This is a genomic window from Spirillospora sp. NPDC049024, assembly GCF_040649235.1.
Taxonomy (GTDB): Bacteria; Actinomycetota; Actinomycetes; order Streptosporangiales; family Streptosporangiaceae; genus Spirillospora.
This window is the reverse complement of record NZ_JBEZFD010000021.1, coordinates 1-19,006: the sequence shown is the minus strand read 5'-3', so window position 1 is coordinate 19,006 and position 19,006 is coordinate 1. Positions and strand designations below refer to the sequence as shown.

The 19,006-nt window shown below is 74.8% G+C and carries 16 protein-coding genes; 8 read left to right on the top strand and 8 right to left on the bottom strand.

What is annotated here, in order from left to right:
• Positions 1 to 125: 125 nt before the first annotated feature.
• Positions 126 to 2,720 carry an FtsX-like permease family protein gene (locus AB0C21_RS31995; RefSeq protein WP_500209250.1) on the top strand — a complete coding sequence of 865 codons (2,595 nt, stop codon included), beginning with the start codon at positions 126 to 128 and terminating at the stop codon, positions 2,718 to 2,720.
• A gap of 8 nt (positions 2,721 to 2,728) precedes the next feature.
• Here the strand turns inward: AB0C21_RS31995 and AB0C21_RS31990 are convergent, their stop codons facing one another.
• The gene (locus AB0C21_RS31990) at positions 2,729 to 3,649 is read right to left on the bottom strand and encodes a LysR family transcriptional regulator (RefSeq protein WP_500209248.1); all 921 of its coding nucleotides are present in this window, start codon (positions 3,647 to 3,649) and stop codon (positions 2,729 to 2,731) included.
• Between the two features lie 73 nt (positions 3,650 to 3,722).
• On the opposite strand from AB0C21_RS31990, the gene AB0C21_RS31985 reads away from it, so the two are divergent.
• The gene (locus AB0C21_RS31985) at positions 3,723 to 3,893 is read left to right on the top strand and encodes a hypothetical protein (RefSeq protein WP_200842446.1); all 171 of its coding nucleotides are present in this window, start codon (positions 3,723 to 3,725) and stop codon (positions 3,891 to 3,893) included.
• Here AB0C21_RS31985 and AB0C21_RS31980 read toward each other — a convergent pair.
• The 4 genes from AB0C21_RS31980 to edd all read right to left on the bottom strand — a co-directional run bounded on the left by AB0C21_RS31980 (position 3,874) and on the right by edd (position 7,750).
• On the bottom strand, positions 3,874 to 4,263 hold the full coding sequence (locus tag AB0C21_RS31980; RefSeq protein WP_500209246.1) for a PPOX class F420-dependent oxidoreductase: 390 nt from the start codon (positions 4,261 to 4,263) through the stop codon (positions 3,874 to 3,876). The two genes, AB0C21_RS31985 and AB0C21_RS31980, sit on opposite strands and share 20 nt — an antisense overlap.
• Positions 4,264 to 4,299: 36 nt before the next feature.
• Entirely contained in the window at positions 4,300 to 4,926 is a 627-nt protein-coding gene (gene eda, locus AB0C21_RS31975) for a bifunctional 4-hydroxy-2-oxoglutarate aldolase/2-dehydro-3-deoxy-phosphogluconate aldolase (protein ID WP_500209245.1), read from the bottom strand.
• On the bottom strand, positions 4,923 to 5,861 hold the full coding sequence (glk, locus tag AB0C21_RS31970; RefSeq protein WP_500209243.1) for a glucokinase: 939 nt from the start codon (positions 5,859 to 5,861) through the stop codon (positions 4,923 to 4,925). Before glk ends, eda begins: the two co-directional genes overlap by 4 nt.
• A 77-nt stretch (positions 5,862 to 5,938) precedes the next feature.
• Entirely contained in the window at positions 5,939 to 7,750 is a 1,812-nt protein-coding gene (gene edd, locus AB0C21_RS31965) for a phosphogluconate dehydratase (protein ID WP_500209241.1), read from the bottom strand.
• A gap of 150 nt (positions 7,751 to 7,900) precedes the next feature.
• On the opposite strand from edd, the gene AB0C21_RS31960 reads away from it, so the two are divergent.
• From AB0C21_RS31960 to AB0C21_RS31935, 6 genes are all read left to right on the top strand, one after another.
• Positions 7,901 to 9,031, top strand: a complete 1,131-nt coding sequence (locus tag AB0C21_RS31960; protein WP_500209240.1) for an ROK family transcriptional regulator — start codon at positions 7,901 to 7,903, stop codon at positions 9,029 to 9,031.
• A gap of 461 nt (positions 9,032 to 9,492) precedes the next feature.
• A complete protein-coding gene (gene lanL / locus AB0C21_RS31955) occupies positions 9,493 to 12,348 on the top strand; it encodes a class IV lanthionine synthetase LanL (protein ID WP_500209239.1) in 2,856 nt (951 codons plus the stop codon).
• Positions 12,345 to 14,243 (top strand): alpha/beta hydrolase family protein, encoded by a 1,899-nt coding sequence (locus tag AB0C21_RS31950; RefSeq protein WP_500209238.1) that lies wholly within the window; start codon positions 12,345 to 12,347, stop codon positions 14,241 to 14,243. Before lanL ends, AB0C21_RS31950 begins: the two co-directional genes overlap by 4 nt.
• 5 nt (positions 14,244 to 14,248) lie before the next feature.
• Complete coding sequence (locus AB0C21_RS31945; protein ID WP_168221299.1) at positions 14,249 to 14,404, top strand: VenA family class IV lanthipeptide; 156 nt, start codon at positions 14,249 to 14,251, stop codon at positions 14,402 to 14,404.
• A gap of 146 nt (positions 14,405 to 14,550) precedes the next feature.
• Positions 14,551 to 16,287, top strand: coding sequence for an ABC transporter ATP-binding protein (locus tag AB0C21_RS31940; protein ID WP_500209236.1), 1,737 nt, complete (start codon positions 14,551 to 14,553; stop codon positions 16,285 to 16,287).
• Complete coding sequence (locus AB0C21_RS31935; RefSeq protein WP_500209234.1) at positions 16,284 to 17,993, top strand: ABC transporter ATP-binding protein; 1,710 nt, start codon at positions 16,284 to 16,286, stop codon at positions 17,991 to 17,993. Before AB0C21_RS31940 ends, AB0C21_RS31935 begins: the two co-directional genes overlap by 4 nt.
• A gap of 93 nt (positions 17,994 to 18,086) precedes the next feature.
• Here the strand turns inward: AB0C21_RS31935 and AB0C21_RS31930 are convergent, their stop codons facing one another.
• From AB0C21_RS31930 to AB0C21_RS31920, 3 genes are read right to left on the bottom strand one after another with little or no spacing between them, the layout of a single operon-like run.
• Positions 18,087 to 18,194, bottom strand: a complete 108-nt coding sequence (locus AB0C21_RS31930; RefSeq protein WP_500209233.1) for a DUF397 domain-containing protein — start codon at positions 18,192 to 18,194, stop codon at positions 18,087 to 18,089.
• Entirely contained in the window at positions 18,191 to 18,382 is a 192-nt protein-coding gene (locus tag AB0C21_RS31925; RefSeq protein ID WP_500209232.1) for a DUF397 domain-containing protein, read from the bottom strand. The genes AB0C21_RS31930 and AB0C21_RS31925 overlap by 4 nt, the downstream gene beginning before the upstream one ends.
• Entirely contained in the window at positions 18,379 to 18,942 is a 564-nt protein-coding gene (locus AB0C21_RS31920; protein ID WP_500209230.1) for a DUF5753 domain-containing protein, read from the bottom strand. Before AB0C21_RS31920 ends, AB0C21_RS31925 begins: the two co-directional genes overlap by 4 nt.
• Between the last annotated feature and the right edge of the window lie 64 nt (positions 18,943 to 19,006).

Sequence of the window (19,006 nt, the reverse complement as noted above, 5' to 3'; positions counted from 1 at the left end):
TACGGTACGCACCCCCGCCCGGCCCGCCACCCCTACGAAAGTCGCGTCCTGCGGGCCTTTCGCATGGCCCGGACGCGACGATCCGCGCTCCCGCCGGGACTGCCCGCCCGGCTGGAATCGGCCGCATGACGGTCAGAGGCGTTCTCCGCGGACGGCGGCTCCCCCACGCACCCCGGCTCACCAGGCTCGTGTTGCGGGGCCTCGTCGCACACCGGGCCCGGCTGCTGCCGTCGACGGCCGCGGTGGTCGCCGGCGTCGCGTTCGTCGCGGGGACGCTGGTCTTCTCCGCGACGCTGGACCGCTCGTTCGACCGCGCCTTCGCCGACCTCGGCGGCGGGACGGACGTGATCGTCCGTTCGCGGCGGGCGTTCGAGCCGGGACCGGGCGAGCAGGCGCCGCAGCGTCCGGTTCCGGCGTCGCTGCTGGTGCCCGTTCGGCGCGTGGACGGCGTCGAGAAGGCGCACGGGGTCGTCAGCGGCTTCGCCGCCGTCGTGGACCGGCGGGGCAGGATTGCGGGCGGCGAACCGCAGACCGGAGTCGCGTGGGACGGCGACCGGGACCTGTCCCTGCCCCGCCTCGTCTCCGGGAGGCCCCCGGCGGCGCCGGACGAGGTCGCGGTCGACGTCGCGACCGCCCGCGAGGCCCGCTACCGGCTCGGCGACCGCGTCACGGTGGCGCTGCTCTCCGGCACCCGGACGTTCCGGCTGGCGGGCCTGTTCGAGGTCGGCGACTCCGGGCTCGGCGGCGCGGTCTCGATGACGGCGTTCGCGCCCGGAACGGCGGAGCGGCTGCTGTCCGAGCGGCCGGGGACGTACGCGCGGATCGCGGTGCACGCCGAGGCCGGGGTCTCGCAGGAGCGGCTCCGGAACGCGGTGGCGGCGGCCCTCCCACCCGGGGTCGAGGCGGTCACCGGGCGGAAGGCCGTCGCCGAGCAGGCCGGGGCCGTCAAGCCGATCCTCACCGCGATGCGGACGTTCCTCCTGGTCTTCGCCGCGATCGCGGTCTTCGTCGGCTCCTTCGTCATCTTCAACACCTTCGCGATGCTGGTGAGCGGCCGGGTCAGGGAGCTGGCGCTGCTGCGGGCGGTCGGCGCGTCGCGCGGCCAGGTGACCGGGGCGGTGCTCGGCGAGGCGGCCGGGGTCGGGCTCGCGGGCTCCACGCTGGGCCTCGCCGCGGGCGCGGGCGTCGCGGCGGGGCTCGCCCGGCTCCTGGCGGCCCTCACCGGCGGTGAGGAGCTGCCGTTCGGGCCCTTGGCGCTGCCCGCGTCCGCGGTCATCACGTCCTACGCGGTGGGGACGCTGGTGACGCTCGCGGCCGCGCTCGTCCCGGCGCGGCGCGCGTCCAGGATCCCGCCCGTCGCCGCCCTGCGCGAGGCGGCAACGGACGGGACCCGCCCGCTGCGGCGGCGGGCGCTCGGCGGCGCGGCCCTGTGCGCGGCGGGCGCGGGACTGATCGCGGGCGGCTTCGCGGCGGCCGGGGACACCGCGCTCACGCTGACCGGGGCGGGCGCCATGGCCGTCCTCACCGGGGTGGTCGCGGTCTCGCCGGCGCTGAGCCGTCCCGCGGTCCGCGTCCTGGCGTGGCCGTTCGCGCGGTGGGGCGGCGGCACGGGGCGGATGGGCGGCCGGAACGCCCTGCGCGAGCCCCGGCAGACCGCCGCGACGGCGTCCGCGCTGACGATCGGGCTGGCGCTGATCGCGGCGGTGTCGGTGGTCGTCCAGTCGATGGCGGCCTCGGTGGACCGGCGGCTCGACGCGAGCCTCACCGCCGACTACCAGGTCGAGGGCCGGAGCGAGGTCACGCCGGTGCCGGGGGGCGCGGCCCGCGCCGTGGCGGCGGTGCCCGGCGTGCGGACGGCCGTCACGATCCGCACGGCCCGGCTCAGGCTGGCCGGTTCCGTCCCGGCCGGCGCGGCCGGATCGCCCGGAGAGCTGCTGAGCCACTTCCGGCTCCCGCTCCGGGAAGGGTCCTCCGGGCTGCGCAGGGACGAGCTGCTCGTCGGCAGCACCCTCGCCCGGGCGCACGGGTGGAAGGCCGGCACGACGATCGAAGGCCAATACCAGGACGGGACGAAGCGGACGTTCCGCGTCGCGGGCGTCTACGCGGACCGCCCTGCCCTCACCCCCACCGCACCCGCCCTGATCGTCGATTGGGCCGGCTACCGGAAGCACGACCCGCAGGCCCCCGTCGACCGCATCGAGATCAACGTCGGGACGGCGGACCGCGCCGCTCTGGAGCGGGCGCTCGCCCCATGGCCCAACCTGGAACTCAAGGACCGCGCGCAGGTCAAGCACGACGCCGCCGGGGGGATCGACCTGTTCCTCCGGCTCGTCCTCGGCCTGCTGGTGCTGTCGGTCCTGATCGCGGCGCTCGGCATCGTCAACACGCTCGCCCTGGCGGTGACGCAGCGGACGCGCGAGATCGGCACGCTCCGCGCCCTCGGCATGCAGCGCCGCCGGCTCCGCCGGATGATCCGCTACGAGGCGGTCGTCGTCTCCCTCTTCGGCGCGGTGCTCGGCGTCGGCACGGGAGCCCTGCTCGGGATCGCCCTGCAGCACGCGCTCGCCGGCGGTGACAGCGGCATGGAGGTGCTCGCCGTCCCCTACGCGCGGCTGGCGACGTGCGTCGGAGCGGCCGCGGTCATCGGCGTCGCCGCCGCCGTCTGGCCTGCCCGCCGCGCCGCGCGGATGGACGTCCTGGAGGCGATCGCCGCCGAGTGACTCAGGGGTCAGGCGGCCGCCAGGGCGCAGGGGGCGGGGACGGCTTCGTGGAGGGCGTGCAGGGCGCGCGCGATCAGGGGGTGGGAGCGGCTGCCGCGGCGCACGCAGGTCAGCACGCGCCGCTTCGGGACGCCGTCCCCGGCCAGCGGCACCCGCACGACCTGCGAGCCCGCCGGATCGCCGGCCAGCCGCGGCACGAGGGACACCCCCAGCCCGTTGGCGACCAGCGCCCAGATGACCGACCAGGTCGTCGCGTTGTGCGCGATCCGCGGCGTGAACCCGGCCGCGGCGCAGTAGGCCATGACCTGCTGGTGGTGGACGCAGCCGTGGACGCTGATCCACGGCTCGCCCGCCGCGTCCTCCAGCCGGACGCCGTCGCGGAGCGCGAGCGGGTGCCCCGCCGGGACGATGAGGTCGAGCGCCTCCTCCAGGAGCGGTTCCCGGTCGAAGCGCGGATCGCCGGACGGCGGCGCGCCGGGCGTCGGCTCGATCACCGCGATGTCGGTCTCCCCCGCGGCGAGCAGCCCGACGGCCTCGTCGGTGTCGCACTCGCGGACCTCGATCGCGAGATCCGGGTCCTCCCGCAGCAGGGCGCCGGCGGCGGGCGCGACGAGCCCGGAGACCGCCGTGGTGAACCCGCACATCCGCAGCGGCCCGACCTCACCGGCGCGGTGCGACGCCAGGTCGGCGAGGGCCTCCTCCCACCGGGCGAGGAGGCCGTCGGCGTGCCCGATCAGCAGGTGCGCGGCCGGGGTGAGCCGCACCTTGCGGCCCTGCGGCTCCAGCAGCGGGACCTTCAGCTCCCGCGCCAGCTCGCGGAGCTGGTGGGAGACCGCCGACGGCGTCAGGTGCATCGCCTCCGCCGCGGACGTGACCGTCCCGTACTGGTGGACGAGCCTCAGCATGTGCAGCCTGCGCAGGTCGATCATGCAACCATCTTGCACGATTCCCTGAGGAAATCTGAAATAGACGGCAACGTTGGAACGGTCGCAGACTGCTGGCATGAGCGAACACACCACTCTCGTGTCCCGGCACATCACCAGCGACGGCGTCGTCACGTGGACGCGCTGCGCCTGCGGGCGGCTGCGGATGGACCTCGTCCCCACCGGCGGCGGCCAGGGGCTCGCCGCCGGGCCGTGCCCGCACCGCGCGGTCAGCCCTCGTCGAGCGTGAGTTCGTAGTGGAGCGTCCGGTACCGCTTCAGCCTGTGGGCCAGCGGCACCGCGAAGCCCTGCAGGAGCGGGTGCTTGCGGGCCAGCAGCCTGCGGATCGGCCGCGCCTCCTCCTCGGTGAGCAGGCGGACGCGGCCGTGCGCCGCCGGACCGGTGGCCTCGCCCCGGAGGGTGCTCGGCGCGATCTCCACCTCCGGGTTGCGCGCCAGCCGCTTCGCCTTGAACGCCTTGTCGTAGGTGCGGAAGTAGGCGCGGTCGCCGCGGACGACGACGCTCACGGGCGTCCCGACCGGCGTCCCGTCCCTGCGGTAGCTCGTCAGCAGGACGGTGCGCTGCTTCCTCAGAGTCTCAAGCGTCGATTTCGTGTCCATACCCGGGAGACGTGATGCCCGGCGCCCGATGTGACATCACCGCGAGCGGAGGGCCGCCGCCTCGGAGGCGAGCTTGCGGACGCGGTCCCAGTCGCCGTCGCGGACGGCGTCCGCGGGGGTGAGCCAGGAGCCGCCGACGCATCCGACGTTCCCGAGCGCGAGGTAGTCGGCGGCGTTCCGCAGGCCGACCCCTCCCGTCGGGCAGAACCGGATCTGCGGCAGCGGCCCGCCGAGCGCCTTCAGGTAGGCGGCGCCGCCCGCCGCCTCGGCCGGGAAGAACTTCATCGCCGTGATCCCGCCCTCCAGCAGCGCGATCGCCTCGGAGGCGGTCGCGACGCCCGGCAGGAACGGCAGCCCGGTCGCGACCATCGCCGCCTGGAGGCGGGACGTGCAGCCGGGGCTGACCAGGAACCGCGCCCCGGCGGCGGCCGAGCGCTCGGCGTCCTCGGGGCGCACGACCGTCCCCGCCCCCACCACCGCGTCCGGGACCTCGGCGGCGATCCGCGTGATCGCCGCCAGCGCGGACGGCGTGCGCAGCGTCACCTCGATCACCGGCAGGCCGCCCTCGACCAGGGCGCGGGCCAGCGGGACGGCGGCCTCCTCGTCGTCCAGCACCACGACGGGGATGACGGGCGCGAGGTCGAACAGGTCTTCAGCGATCATGCGGGCTCCAGGTGGGGCAGGCTCTGCGCGAGCCGGACGGCGGCGCCGACCAGGGCCGGGCCGGGATGGACGATGAGCGAGGTCGGGATGGCGCGCATGTAGTCCTCGACGGGGGGCTTCCCCTCGAAACGGGCACGGAACGCGCTGCCCCGCAGCACGTCCGCGATCCGCGGCAGGATGCCCCCGCCGAGGAAGACGCCGCCCCGGGCGCCGAGCGTGAGGGCGACGTTGCCCGCGAGCGACCCCAGCAGCGCGCAGAACATCTCCGCGGCCTCGCGGTTCAGCGGGTCGTCCAGGTCCTCGCTGATCTGCCGCGGGGTCAGGTCGCGCGCCGGCGCGCCGTCGATCGCGGCGAGGTAGCGGCGGAGGCGGGCGAGACCCGCCCCCGACAGCAGGAACTCCGCGGTGGCCGCGCCCTTCTCGGCGCGCAGCAGCCGCGCCACCGCCGTCTCCCGGTCGGTGGCGGCCGGGACGTCGACCTGGCCGCCCTCACCCGGCAGCGGCACCCAGCCCGACGGCGTCGGAACGAGCCCGGCGACGCCGAGGCCCGTGCCCGGCCCGACCACGGCCAGCGGCGCGCCGGTGTCCGCGGTTCCCGCCCCGACGGGGACCAGGTCGTCCTCGCCGAGGCGCGGCAGGGCCAGGGCGAGCGCCTCGAAGTCGTTGATGACCTCCAGGTGCGCCAGGCCGAGGTGGGCGCGCACCGCCTCCGGGCTGCCCTTGGGCCAGCCCGCGTTGGTGAGGTGGAAGGTGCCGTTCGTGACGGGCCCCGCCACCGCCAGGCACGCGGCCGCCGGACGCACGCCGACCATGTCGAGGTAGGCGGCCGCGGCCTCCGCCAGGCCCGGATGGTCGCGGGTCGGCAGCGACCTGACCTCGGCCGGGACGCCGTCCGGGCCGTCCACCAGCGCGAACCGGGCGTTCGTCCCGCCCACGTCCGCGACGAGCCAAGTCCCACGCTGTGTTCCCTGTGGGGGGACGACCCCCCACACCCCCCGCCTCGCTCCGCTCGTCATGAGAGCACCCCGGCCCCGCGCTCGGCCGGGCCCACGGCCTGGCGGAACACCTGGAACAGCTCCCGTCCCGTGCCGTAGGTCTGGTCGGGCGGCCCCGCGGCGGCCTCGCGGGCGGCGAACTCCTCGTCGGGGACGAGGACCTCCAGCACCCCGGCGTCCGCGTCGAGCCGGACGACGTCGCCGTCGCGGACGCGGGCGAGCGGCCCGCCCGCCGCGGCCTCCGGCGACACGTGGATCGCGGCGGGCACCGCCCCTGAGGCGCCCGACATGCGACCGTCCGTCACCAGCGCGACGCGGTGCCCCCGGTCCTGGAGCACCGACAGCGGCGGGGTGAGCCGGTGCAGTTCCGGCATCCCGTTGGCGCGCGGGCCCTGGTTGCGGACGACCGCCACCACGTCCCGGTCCAGCTCACCGGCGGCGAACGCCTCCTGGAGGGCCTCCTGCGAGTCGAACACGCGGGCTGGGGCCTCGATGGCGCGGTGCTCCGGCCGGACCGCCGACACCTTGACGACCGCCCGCCCCAGGTTGCCGCGCACCGTGTGCAGGCCGCCGTGCGAGTCGAACGGCTCGGCGACCGGGCGCAGCACCTCGGTGTCGCCGGACTCCCCGACCGCCGCGCGCCATTCGACCTTGCCGCCGACGAGCTCGGGAACGTTCCGGTACGCCGCGAGGGTGTCGCCCCCGACCGTCCGCGCGTCCTCGTGCAGGAGCCCCGCGTCGATCAGCTCGCCGATGAGGAACGCGGTGCCGCCCGCCGCGTGGAAGTGGTTCACGTCGGCGGTCCCGTTGGGGTAGAGGCGGGTGAGCAGCGGCGTGACCTTGGACAGCTCGTCGAAGTCGTCCCAGGTCAGCTCGATGCCCGCCGCGGCGGCCATCGCCACCAGGTGCAGCGTGTGATTGGTGGAGCCGCCGGTCGCGAGCAGCGCCACGACCCCGTTGACGAACGCGCGCTCGTCGAGCAGCTCCCCGATCGGGGTGTAGCCGTCGCCGAGGTCGGTGAGCTTGAGGACGCGCCTGCCGGCCGCCTCGGTCAGGGCCTCGCGCAGCTTCGTCCCGGGCGGGACGAAGCTGGCCCCCGGCAGGTGCAGCCCCATGACCTCCATGAGCAGCTGGTTGGAGTTGGCCGTCCCGTAGAAGGTGCAGGTGCCGGGCGAGTGGTAGGACGCGGCCTCGGCGGCGAGCAGCTGCTCGCGGCCGATCTCCCCCGCCGCGAACCGCTTGCGGACCTTCGCCTTCTCGCCGTTCGGCAGCCCCGACGCCATCGGCCCGGCGGGCACCAGGAGCACCGGCAGGTGCCCGAACGACAGCGCCCCGATCACCAGCCCCGGGACGATCTTGTCGCAGACGCCGAGCAGCAGCGCGCCGTCGAACATGTCGTGCGACAGCGCCACGGCCGTCGCCATCGCCACCACGTCCCGGCTGAACAGCGACAGCTCCATGCCGGCGCGGCCCTGGGTGATGCCGTCGCACATGGCGGGGACGCCGCCGGCGAACTGCGCCGTCCCGCCCCCCGCGCGGATCGCCGCCTTCAGGATGTCCGGGTAGTCCTGGAGCGGCTGGTGCGCGGACAGCATGTCGTTGTACGCCGACACGATCGCGATGTTGGGCGTCACGTCGCCGCGCAGCCACAGCTTGTCCTGGACGCCGCAGGCCGCGAAGCCGTGCGCGAGGTTCGCGCACCCCATCCCGCCGCGCACCGGGCCGTCCGACCGGGCGGCCCGGATCCGGTCCAGGTAGGCGCCGCGGGATCCGGCGCTCCGCTCGACGACGCGCCGGGTCACTGCCGCCAGCACGGGATGCACAGCCATCAGAAGCTCCAAGCCCAGGGGGGATCGCTGGATCACCAAGGTAGCGAGACATAGGTCACCCGTTCAACAGGACTTATGAACTTCAGATGACAAAAGTCTGGAAGTTCTCCCAACTGGACGTACCGAAGCCCCGGCTGCTTGACTGGCCGGATGCCCCGCCCCGTCACCCGTCCGGCCTCCGGCGGCGACATGCTGCGCCTGATCCGCGAGGACGGCGTCGCGACCCGCGCCGAGCTGGGCCGCCTCACCGGGCTGTCCCGTCCCGCCGTGGCGTCCCGCGTCGCGGCGCTGATCTCGCGCGGGCTGGTGGTCGAGCGCGCCGACGGGCCGTCCACCGGCGGGCGCCCCCCGGCGCGGCTGGAGTTCAACGCCGCGGGCGGCGCCGTCCTGGTCGCGAACCTCGGCCAGTCCCGCGGCCAGCTCGCCGTGTGCGACCTCGCCGGCACGGTCCTGGCCCGCGCCGACGGGCCCCCGGCGGAGACGACCCCGGGCAAGACGCTTCCGCGACTGTTCGACCAGTGGGCGTCGCTCCTCGACGCGTCCGGCACCGACCCGTCGACCGTCCGCGGCGTCGGCCTCGGCGTCCCCGACGCCGTCGAGCACGTCGCGGGGCGCTGGGACGCGGTCGAGATCGGCGCGCCGGTCGCCGAGCGCTTCGGCGTCCCCGCCTACCTCGACAACGAGGTCAACGCCGCCGCCCTCGGCGAGCACCAGGCCCATCCGGGCGTCGGCGACCTGCTGTTCGTCAAGGTCTCGACCGGGATCGGCGCGGGCATCATCGCGGGCGGCCGCATCCAGCGCGGCGCGCTCGGCGCGGCCGGGGAGATCGGGCACGTCCCCGTCCCGTTCCCCGGTGAGGCGCCCTGCCGCTGCGGCAACGTGAACTGCGTCGAGGCCGTCGCGGGAGGAACCGCGCTGCTGGCCCGCTCCCCCGCCGACGACCTGCCCGCCCTGGCGGCCCTCGCCCGGGCCGGCGACCCCGCGACCGTCGCCCTGCTCCGCGACGCCGGCCGCCGCATCGGCGAGGTCGTGGCCACCGCCGTCAACCTGCTCAACCCCGCGGTCGTCGTCCTCGGCGGCGACCTCGCGGGCGCCGACGAGCCGCTGATCGCCGGCCTGCGGGAGATCGTCTACCGGCGCTCCACGGCGCTGGCGACCCGGGACCTGCGGATCGAGCCGAGCCGCCTGGGCGAGGGCGCGGGCCTGGCCGGCTGCGCCGCCATGGTGCTGGACAACATCCTCTCCCCGGGCGCCGTGGACGCGGCCGCCGCCGGCGCCTGAGCGGCCGGAACCGCAGGCGAGAGCGCGGCCGCCCTTTTCGTGCGCGACGGGGCGTTAGCACAACCGCACCGCGGGTCGCCAGCGGCCCGTGTGGCAGTCATCGGCCATGAGGTGTCCGGAAACCGGACCGCAACCCGGCGAGAAAAAGCGATCATCGTTTCCGGGTGATGGCAAACTCGACATTTCCCCCCATTGCGGGAACGACGCCGGAAAAGATCGTCACTCTCTGCACACGCGTCACATGACATATTTCCCGTCAGGTAAGTCTTTTCTACCGATCAAGTGGATGCCGGACAGAACTCGCGCTCTAGCGTTTCCGGATGATTCGTGGTTACCGTGTCCCTGCTCGACGAAAGTTACATCCCATTGCTTTTCCCGGCTTTTGATCACAAAAGCCGACACGTTCCATAGCAAGCGCCGGCGACCTTGACGGTCGAGCGGAAGAGAGAGGACGAGCGGAGATGGCGGACTTCCATTTCAGTGTCCTGTCCGGGGCGTCCGCCGCGGACGACGGCGACACCCGCCTGCTCGACGTCCTCGACCGGGCGCTCGCCGCCGCGGCCGGTCCGGTCCGGTGGACGACGGTGCGCAGCGGCATGTGGGCGCAGGTGCGCCCGCGGAACGTCGAGTGCCCCCAGCAGGGCTGGAAGCTGCACGTCTCCGCCACGCCGGCGTCGGCCGAGCAGGTGCTCGCCCGCTCGCTGCCGGTGCTGCTGGCGGGCCGCTCCCTCTTCAAGTTCGCCGCCACCCGCGACCTGGTCGCCGCCCTGAACGCCCGCAACACCTCGCGCGGCCATTCCGGAAAGTTCATCACCGTCTACCCGGTGGACGACGACGAGGCCGTCCGGCTCGCGGCGGAACTGCACGTGGCGACCGCCGGCCTGCCCGGCCCGCGCATCCTCTCCGACCGCCCTTACGGGCCGGGAAGCCTCGTCCACTACCGCTATGGAGCCTTCGTCGAGGTGCGGCGGATCACCAACGACGGGTTCTACGCCTGGGTCATTCTCGACCCCGACGGCAATCCCGTTGAAGACCGCCGCGGCGCCACCTACGCGCCGCCTCCGTGGGCCGTCTGCCCATTCCCCCAGGACGTTCCGCCGACGGCGAGCGAGAACGGCGCGGACACGACCGGCGGGACCGAAAACAACCGAAATAGCACAGCCGTCGGGAATGGCGCGGAGAACCGGAAAGGCGTTCTGATCGGATCGCGGTTCACCGTCCACGAGGCGATCCGCCACACCAACAAGGGCGGCGTGTACCGGGCGACGGACAACGAGACCGGCGAGGCGGTCGTCATCAAGGAGGCGCGCCCGCACGTGGACGTCGACGCGAGGGGCAGGGACACCCGCGACCGGCTGCGCACGGAGGACCGCGTGCTCAGGGCGGTCGAGACCCTGGGCTTCGCGCCGCGCCCGGTCGAGCTCTTCACCCAGAGCGGCCACCTCTTCCTGGCGCAGGAGATGATCCCGGGCATCTCGCTGCGGCAGTGGATCGCGGACCTGATCGGCGACGCGGGATGGGGCCCCCACCTCGCCCCGGCCCTGGAGATGGGCCGGCGCCTGGCCGAGCTGATGGCGAACGCGCACCGCGCCGGGCTCATCGTGCGCGACTTCAACCCGAGCAACATCATCGTCCGCCCCGACGGCGCCCCGGTGATGATCGACCTGGAGCTGGCCCTCACCCGGGACGACACCGAGCGCGAAGGGATGCGGGTGGGCACCCCCGGCTACAGCGCGCCGGAGCAGATGGACGGCGCCGCGCCGGCCCGGTCGGCCGACTGCTTCGCCCTGGGCGCGACGCTCTGCCACGTCCTCACCGGCGGACCCCCCTACCTCCTGGAGGAGAGCCCCCCGGCCAGGTCCCTGAACGAGCGCCTGGCGGAATGGCTGGCCGCCCGCACGCTGGACCTCGACCTGCCCGACGGGCTCGTCCCGCTCCTGCTCGGCCTGATGGCCGACCGGCCCGGCCACCGCTGGGGGCCGCCGAGGGCGAGGGAGGAGCTGGCCAGGATGGCCCCGGAGCGCGAAGGCGAAGGCCGCGAGGCCGGTGGCGTTCCGGCGGGCCGGCGCGGCGGCGCGCCGCGCACCGTCCGCACCCCGTCGCTGCAGGGGCAGTGCAGGCTGTCCATCGCCGGGATCGTCGACCAGCTCATCGCCACCATGACCCCGGAGTCGGCCGAGACGCTGTGGCCCGCCTCGTGCGTCCACGGCGCCCCCGACCCCTGCAGCCTCCAGCACGGCGCCGCGGGCGCGCTGGGCGCGCTGACCCGGTGCTACGAGGTCGGCGCCGACCCGCGCCTGGCCGAGGCGATCAGCGACGCGGGCCACTGGGTCCTGCGGCGGCTGGACAGGGACGGCGACCGGCCCCCCGGGCTGTACTTCGGCACGGCGGGAGCCGCGTGGGCGGTGCTGGACGCCGGCCTGGCCCTGGACGACGGAGAGCTGGTCGACGGGGCGCTCGCCGTCGCGGAGCGGCTGCCGGAGGCGGTCCCCAGCCCGGACGTGACGCACGGGACGGCCGGTCTCGGCTTCGCGGCCCTGCACATGTGGGCCCGGACGGGGCGGGCGCGGTTCGCCGAGCGGGCGGTCGCTGCCGCCGACGCCCTCGCCGCGACCGTCGAGGAGCGGGACGGCGGGCTCGACTGGAGCACGCCCGCCGAGATCGAGTCCAAGCTGGCCGGACGGCGCTACTACGGATTCGCGCACGGCGTCGCGGGCGTCGGCGCCTTCCTGCTCGCCTGCGCCGGGTCGGTCGGGGGCGACGCCCACCGGGCGCTCGCGGCCGGCGTCGGGGAGACGCTGCTCGACACCATGATCGACACAGGGCGGTCGGCGATGTGGCCGGCGAACTCGGGGGACATCGCCACCGCGCCGTACTGGTGCCACGGCTCGGCCGGCATCGGCGGCTTCCTCGGCCGCCTCGGCCGGGCCACCGGGGAGCGGCGCTTCCGCCGGGCCGCCGAACTGTCCGCCCGCGCGGTGATGGACAACCGCTGGCGCGCGACGCTCGGGCAGTGCCACGGCCTGTCCGGCAACGGCGACTTCCTGCTCGACCTGGCCGCCCTCACCGGCGACGAGCGCTTCCGGGAGGACGCGTGGCGGCTCGCCCGCATGGTCCTGGCCAACCGGGCGCATCGCGGCGGGCGGACGGTGTTCCCCGACGAGCAGGGCAACGTCTCGATCACCTGGGGGGACGGACTCAGCGGCGTCCTCGGCTTCCTGGTGCGCCTCCAGCACGGCACGCCGCGCCAGTGGACGGCCGACGAGGCCGCCGGCTCCGCGGCCCCCGAGCCGACGACCGCCGGGCGGGCGTCATGACCGGGGCCCTGCCGGACCTTCCGCCCGTGCCGAGCCGGTTCGGCTTCGCCTTCTCGGCCGACGGCCGCTGGGCCACCTGCCTGCGGTCCGCGCAGGACAGCGTCGTCCTGGAGCGCTGGGACCTGACGTGGCCCGCCGTCAACCCGGGGCCGTCCCTGCGGACGCTCGACGACGCCGCCCTCCAGGACGGGGACGGCCCGGGCGGCGGGATCATCGACCGCCGCTGCGGGGCGCTGCCGCTGAACGACGGCCGCGTGCTGGTCGTGCGGCCCGCCGTCGGCGACCACGGCGAGCCCGCCGGGCACGGGACCCTCGTCGCCGCCGAGCCGACCCCCGCCGGGCTGAAGGCCGTCCGGTCGTGGCCGGTGCCGGAGATGCTCGCCGGGTTCCTGCTGGCCTCTCCGGGGCAGGCGCAGACCGCGCTGCTCGTGGCCGTCGAGGACGAACGGCACTCGCGCATCTGGCGGGTGTCGCCCTCGTCCCCCGCGCTGGAGCCGGTGCTGCGGATCCCCGGCGTGCTGTCGGGCGGCGTCTGGGCCGACGAGGGCCGCACCCTCGCCCTCGACCACGACGGCGCCGGGCACCGCACCGAGGGGATCCTGGTCGACCTGCGCGAACGCACCTGGCAGCGCTTCTGGTCGGTGTCCGACACCACCAGCGACCGGATAGCGGCCTACAGCCCCCGCTCGGGGGTCCTCGCGGTGACCACCACCACGCCGGGCGCCCAGCAGCGGGGCGCGCCGCAGATCGGGCTGCGCCTGCCCGGCGGCGGCCCCGTCCGGTTCCCCGAGAACCTCAACCGGTCGGCCGCGTACCGGACCCCGCTGGCCTTCGACGCCTCCGGCGAGCGGCTGCTCGTCCGGGAGATCGCCGGCGCCGCCGCGCGCCTCGCCGTCTACTCCGCCGGGGACGACCGGATCACCCCGGTCCCCGGCCCGCCGGGCATGCTCTGGCCGCCCGCGCACTGGGGCGGCGACGGCCGGGTCCACGTCCGGTTCTCGGCCCCGCACCAGCCGCCGACCCTCGCGACGGTGCGGCGTCCCGCGCCCTCCGGCTGGGACCTGGCCGCGCATCCCTCCGACGGCGCGGCGGCCTGGCGGGGCGCGGAACTCGTCGAGCTCTCCGGACCGGCGGGGCCCATCGAGGCGATCGTCTACGGCGGTCCCGGCTGGCGCGCCCGGCCCCGGCTGGTGCTGGCCCTGCACGGCGGCCCGCTGTCGGCGTGGCGGTACGAGTTCGAGCCGCTCTTCCAGTACCTGGCCGCCGCGGGCGCCGCCGTCGTGGCCCCCAACTACCGGGGCAGCACCGGCTACGGCGACGCGCACCTGCGGCCGGTCATCGGCGACTGGGGCGGCCCCGACCTCGACGACGTCGTCCACATCGCGGACGCGCTCGTGGAGGGCCGCGGCACCGCGCTGCCGCTCCCCGTCGTGCTCGGCGGCAGCTACGGCGCCTTCCTGGCCCTGCTCGCGGCCTGCCGCCGGCCGGACCTGTGGTCGGGTTGCGTCGCGCTCGCGCCGTTCACCTCGGCGGCCGGCCTGCACCGCACCGCAAGCGGCGCGGTCAGGGAACGCGTGTCGCGGCTCAGCCGCCTCGACGCTCGCGACGAGCAGGACGCCGGGCGCGACGTCCTGCGGGCGTGCGAGTCGCTGACGGCGCCGCTGCTGGTGGCGCACGGCGTCCGGGACGAGGCCGTCCCGGTCGAGCAGTCCAGGGCGCTGCGCCGCCGCCTCCTCGAACTCGGCAGGACCGAAGGAGTCGACTTCGACTACCTGGAGACCGCCGGCGACCACCACGAGGTCGTCCAGGCCTGGTCCCCGGTCCTGCGTGAAGCGGTGGTCCGCTTCTGCCTCACGGCGGGGCGGGCCTTGGCCCTCGACAAGGAAGGGAGGTGAAACGCATGAACACGTTCGACGGCGACCTCGTGGCCGCTCTGCAGGAGCTGCCCGAGACCGACCCCGTGGAGATCGACGGCATCCAGCTCGGCGGCACCTGCGCGTGTGTCGGCCTGCTGACGCTGCTCAACACGATCTGCATCGGCATCTCCTGCGCCTGATCAGCGCAGCCCATGCGGAACCCGGGACCCCTGAATGAACCCCGGCCCGCAGAACCCCGGTCACGGACCGGCCACGAGCCGGTCCGTGACCGGACCCACTTACGAGTGTAGAAGACATCCCCCGGAAGCGAACGGAGTCGTGGCGCATGGCCCTCACCGGCACATCGGGCGACTCCGCGGCGCTGCGCGCCGGAGGCAGGCGGCTGCTGCGCACCGCGACGGCCCGCTTCCGGCCGGCGATGGGCGTGCTGGTCCTCCTCACCGTCGTCCGCGTCGCCGCGACGCTGGCGACGCCCGTCATGCTCGCCCGGGCGGTCGATGCCGCCCGCGCCCAGCAGGACGTCGGCGCCTCCGCGGCATGGCTCGCGCTCGTCCTGGCCGCGGCGGCGATCGCCACCACCGGCGAGGACGTGCTCGGCTCCTACTGCGGCAGCGACATCACCGCCTGGCTCCGGCACCGGCTGCTGCGGCACGTGCTGGCCCTCGGGCCGGAGGGGCGCCGGCGCTTCCCCGCCGGGGACGTGCTGTCCCGGCTCACCGAGTCCGCGTCGGGTCCGGCTGCGTTCCCCGTCCTGCTGCTGTCGGCCGCCGCCGCGCTGGCCACGACCGCCGGCGCGCTGGTCGGCCTGGCCCTGATCGACTGGTGGCTCGCCGCCGCGTTCGCGGCCGGGGTGCCGCCGCTGCTGGTCGCGCTGCGGGTGTTCGTCGTCCGGGCCACCGAGCCGTTCGCCCGCTACCAGGCCTGCCAGGCGGCGATCGCGACGCGGCTGCTCGACGCCCGGCAGGGGATCCGGACGATCCGGGCGAGCGGCACCGCCGCCGCCGAGGCGCGCCGCATCCTCGCGCCGCTTCCCGGCCTCGGCCGGGCGGGCCGGGAGACGTGGGCCGTGCAGGGCATCGTCAGCCGCCGGCTCGCGCTGCTGGCCCCGCTCACCCAGGTCCTGGTGGTCGGCGTCGCGGGCGTCCGCCTGGCCACCGGTGACATCACCACCGGTCAGCTCGTGGGCGCCCTGTCCTACGCCGCCCTGGCCGTCGCGGCGGCGTCGGTGTTCGACACGGTCGTGGCACTGCTCAACTGCCAGGTCGGCGCGGGGCGGATCAACGAGATCCTGACGGCCGTCCCGGCGGTGCGGCACCCCGAACGACCGGTGCGGCTGCCGGACGGGCCGGGCCGGCTGCGGCTGCGCGGCGTCACCGTCCGGCTCGGCGGCCGCGCCGTCCTCGACGGACTCGACCTCGACGTGCCGCCCGGCACGACGCTCGCGGTGGTCGGCACGTCCGGGACGGGCAAGAGCGTGCTGATGTCGACCGTCGGGCGGCTCCTCGACCCCGACGAGGGGGTCGTCGAACTCGACGGCGTCCCCGTCACCGCCGTCCCGCTCGCGGAGCTGCGGCGCGCCGTCGCCTACGCCTTCGAACGCCCCGCCCTGCTCGGCGCGACCGTGCGCGAGACGATCGCCTACGCCCGCCCCGGCGCGACCCGCGCCGAGGTGCACCGCGCCGCCCGCGACGCCGTCGCCGACGCCTTCATCCGGGCCCTCCCCAACGGATACGACACGCCCCTCGACCGCGTGCCCCTGTCCGGAGGCGAACTGCAGCGGCTCGGCCTGGCCCGCGCCGCGCTCGCCGACGCCCGGATCGTCCTCCTCGACGACGCCACCAGCAGCCTCGACACCGCGACGGAGATGAAGGTGACCCAGGCGCTCCGGCAGATCCTCGCCGGGCGGACCAGCCTCGTGGTGGCGCGCCGCCCCGCGACCGCCGCCCGCGCCGACCTCGTCGCCTGGCTGGACGCCGGCCGCGTCCGAGCGCTCGCCCCCCACGCGGAACTGTGGGCCGACCCGGACTACCGCGCCGTCTTCTCCACCGGAGCGGCTCCATGACGGCCCCGCCCGCCGCGCGCCTCCTGCACCGCCACCTGCGCGGCCAGTGGCCCGCGGTACGACGCCTCGCCGCCTGGTCGGCCGTGGAGTCCCTCCCCATGTTCGCGTCCGGGCTGCTCCTCGCCCGCGCCGTCGACCACGGGTTCCTCGCGGGCCGCACCCTGACCGGGCTCGGCTGGCTGGCCGTCCTCGCGGCCCTGTACGCGGTCGGCGCGTTCGCGACCGGGCGGGTCTACCCGTGGCTCGCCGCGACCGTCGAGCCGCTGCGCGACTCCCTGGTCATCGAGGTCGTCGCGGCGGCCCTCCGCCGGATGGCCGACCGGACCCCGGACGCCGCCGGCGCGGGCGTCTCCCAGGTCACCGAGCAGGCCGAGGCCGTCCGGGCGCTGGTCGGGACCGCGCTGCGCAACGTCCGCCAGCTCCTGTCCGCCGGCGCCGCCGCGCTCGTGGGCCTGGCCCTGCTGTCCCCGCCGCTGGCCCTCGTCATCTGCCTGTCGGTGGGGCTGGCCCTCGCGGTGTACGCGGCGTTCGTCGGCATGCAGATCCGCCGCTACCGGGCGGTCATCCGCCAGGCCGAACGGATCGGGGAGGCCGCCGCGACCGTCGTCCACGGCGTCCGCGACGTCACCGCCTGCGCCGCCGAGGACCGCGCCGCCGCCGCGGTGGGCGAGGTCGTGGACGCACAGGCCGAAGCCCTGCGCGCCTACGCGCGCACCCGCTGGGTCCGGCTCCCCGTCCTGGCGCTCGGGGTGCACCTGCCCCTGCTCTCCCTGCTCGTCCTGTCGCCCTACCTGACCGCGCACCACGGGCTCACCGCCGGGCAGATCGCAGGCGGTGCGGGCTACCTGGTGACGGGACTCCAGCCGGGCATCACCGTCCTCGTGGACGCGGGCGGCACTCTCCTGCTCAGCCTCGCGGTGGTCCTGGGCCGCCTGGCCGAGGTCTGCGCCGTCCCCAAGGCCCCGCCCTCCGGCACCGCGACGGCCGAGTCGTCCGGCATCGAAGCCGACCACGTGACCTTCGCCTACTCCCCGCACGCCGCCCCGGTGGTAGAGGACCTGTCGCTGCACGTCCCCGAGGGCACCCACCTGGCCGTGGTCGGCCCCAGTGGCGCCGGCAAGTCCACCCTGGCGAACCTGCTCACCGGCATCCTGGAACCCCAGAAAGGCAAGATCACCCTGGGCAAGGTCCCCCTCCCCCGCCTGGACCCGTCCCACCTGCGCGCCTCGATCACGCTGATCCCGCAGGAGAGCTACGTCTTCGCCGGCACCCTCCGCGAAAACCTGACCTACCTGAGCCCAGAGGCCTCCACCCCAGCCCTGGACGAAGCCGTAGCCGCCGTAGGCCTCGGTGACACAGTCCGGCGCCTAGGCGGATACGAGGCCGACATCCCACCCGGCGGGGGCGGCCTCTCCCAGGGGGAACGCCAACTCATCACCCTGGCCCGCGCCTACCTGTCCCCGGCCGCGGTCATCGTCCTGGACGAGGCCACCAGCCACCTGGACCCGTCGACCGAGGCCCGCGCCGAACAGGCCCTGGCAGCCCGCGGCGGCACCCTGATCGTCATAGCCCACCGCATAACCTCCGCCGAACGAGCCCACCAGGTCCTGCTGATGGACGGCCCCGTCCCCACCCTCGGCACCCACGAGACCCTCCTGACCCGCAGCCAGACCTACGCAGAGTTGGTAGGCCACTGGCACACCTGAGCCACCGGTCCCCTAAAGATCCAACTCTCCCCGCCGGATCCGGGAGAGCAGCACAGCGAACTCCGGAACAGTGAACTCTAGGCGGCCATCGAATCAATTCTTGGAATCCCGCATCCCAACGCGATCGTCGAGCCTGGCCAGCTCAACACACGCGTTGTCGTTGACTCCACCGCTCCGAGAACTCTTTCGCCATTCGGTCACAAGCGGTCCAGCTCCCCACGCCGGATCCGCGCCAGCAGAGCACCGAAGGCTTGGGGGTTGAGGTCCAGATGTGGCCCCTCCGGATCCTTGGAATCGCGCACGCCGAGGCTGTGCCCCAATCTCGCCAACTCAACGCAGGCTTCATCATTGACGCCGCCGCTGTACGAACTCTTCCGCCACTTCGTCAAGGCAGATCCTTCAGCTTCCGCTCTATCAGGGACCGCGAATCGGACCGGGACAGTGCCTCAGAGCCGATCTCATCGAACCGTACCCCGAGGGTGCGGACCTCGTCACCGGCCTCGATCAGCCGTCCACCGATCTGCGCCCCCGCGTAGGCGATGTCCCTGGAACCGACGGTGAGGATCTGGAACGGTCCGTCGAACCCCGGATGCGCTCCAGCGGACAGCGGAACGACACGGATAATGATGTGGGGCAGTTCTCCCAGCTCAAGCAATCGGCGGAGTTGGTCGCGCATGACGTCCACGCCGCCGACGCGGCGGTCCAGAACCGCCTCGTCGACCAAGATCCACACTCGCGGCGGCTGGGCCTTGCTCAGGATCTCCTGCCGCTTGAGCCGAATCTCCAACGCGCCCTCGATGTTCTCGGCCCCCGCTCCGGCCAACAAGAGAGAACGCGCATACTCGTAGGTCTGCACCGGCACCGGAAGCGATTGGCCGTGATAAACCTTGATCACGGCGGCCCCTGATTCATACTGCATGTACTGCTTGGTCGGGTAGCGGGGACGCATTACTGCGTCCCCGCCCCCTCAGAACCGTGCGTGCCATTCGTCACGGCACACGGCTCAAGCAGAT

What these genes read in the sequence shown, in the direction of transcription:
- AB0C21_RS31995 (WP_500209250.1), top strand. Translation starts at nt 126, where the DNA reads ATGACGGTCAGAGGCGTTCTCCGCGGACGGCGGCTCCCCCACGCACCC.
- AB0C21_RS31990 (WP_500209248.1), bottom strand. Translation starts at nt 3,649, where the DNA reads ATGATCGACCTGCGCAGGCTGCACATGCTGAGGCTCGTCCACCAGTAC.
- AB0C21_RS31985 (WP_200842446.1), top strand. Translation starts at nt 3,723, where the DNA reads ATGAGCGAACACACCACTCTCGTGTCCCGGCACATCACCAGCGACGGC.
- AB0C21_RS31980 (WP_500209246.1), bottom strand. Translation starts at nt 4,263, where the DNA reads ATGGACACGAAATCGACGCTTGAGACTCTGAGGAAGCAGCGCACCGTC.
- eda (WP_500209245.1), bottom strand. Translation starts at nt 4,926, where the DNA reads ATGATCGCTGAAGACCTGTTCGACCTCGCGCCCGTCATCCCCGTCGTG.
- edd (WP_500209241.1), bottom strand. Translation starts at nt 7,750, where the DNA reads ATGGCTGTGCATCCCGTGCTGGCGGCAGTGACCCGGCGCGTCGTCGAG.
- AB0C21_RS31960 (WP_500209240.1), top strand. Translation starts at nt 7,901, where the DNA reads ATGCCCCGCCCCGTCACCCGTCCGGCCTCCGGCGGCGACATGCTGCGC.
- lanL (WP_500209239.1), top strand. Translation starts at nt 9,493, where the DNA reads ATGGCGGACTTCCATTTCAGTGTCCTGTCCGGGGCGTCCGCCGCGGAC.
- AB0C21_RS31950 (WP_500209238.1), top strand. Translation starts at nt 12,345, where the DNA reads ATGACCGGGGCCCTGCCGGACCTTCCGCCCGTGCCGAGCCGGTTCGGC.
- AB0C21_RS31945 (WP_168221299.1), top strand. Translation starts at nt 14,249, where the DNA reads ATGAACACGTTCGACGGCGACCTCGTGGCCGCTCTGCAGGAGCTGCCC.
- AB0C21_RS31940 (WP_500209236.1), top strand. Translation starts at nt 14,551, where the DNA reads ATGGCCCTCACCGGCACATCGGGCGACTCCGCGGCGCTGCGCGCCGGA.
- AB0C21_RS31935 (WP_500209234.1), top strand. Translation starts at nt 16,284, where the DNA reads ATGACGGCCCCGCCCGCCGCGCGCCTCCTGCACCGCCACCTGCGCGGC.
- AB0C21_RS31920 (WP_500209230.1), bottom strand. Translation starts at nt 18,942, where the DNA reads ATGCGTCCCCGCTACCCGACCAAGCAGTACATGCAGTATGAATCAGGG.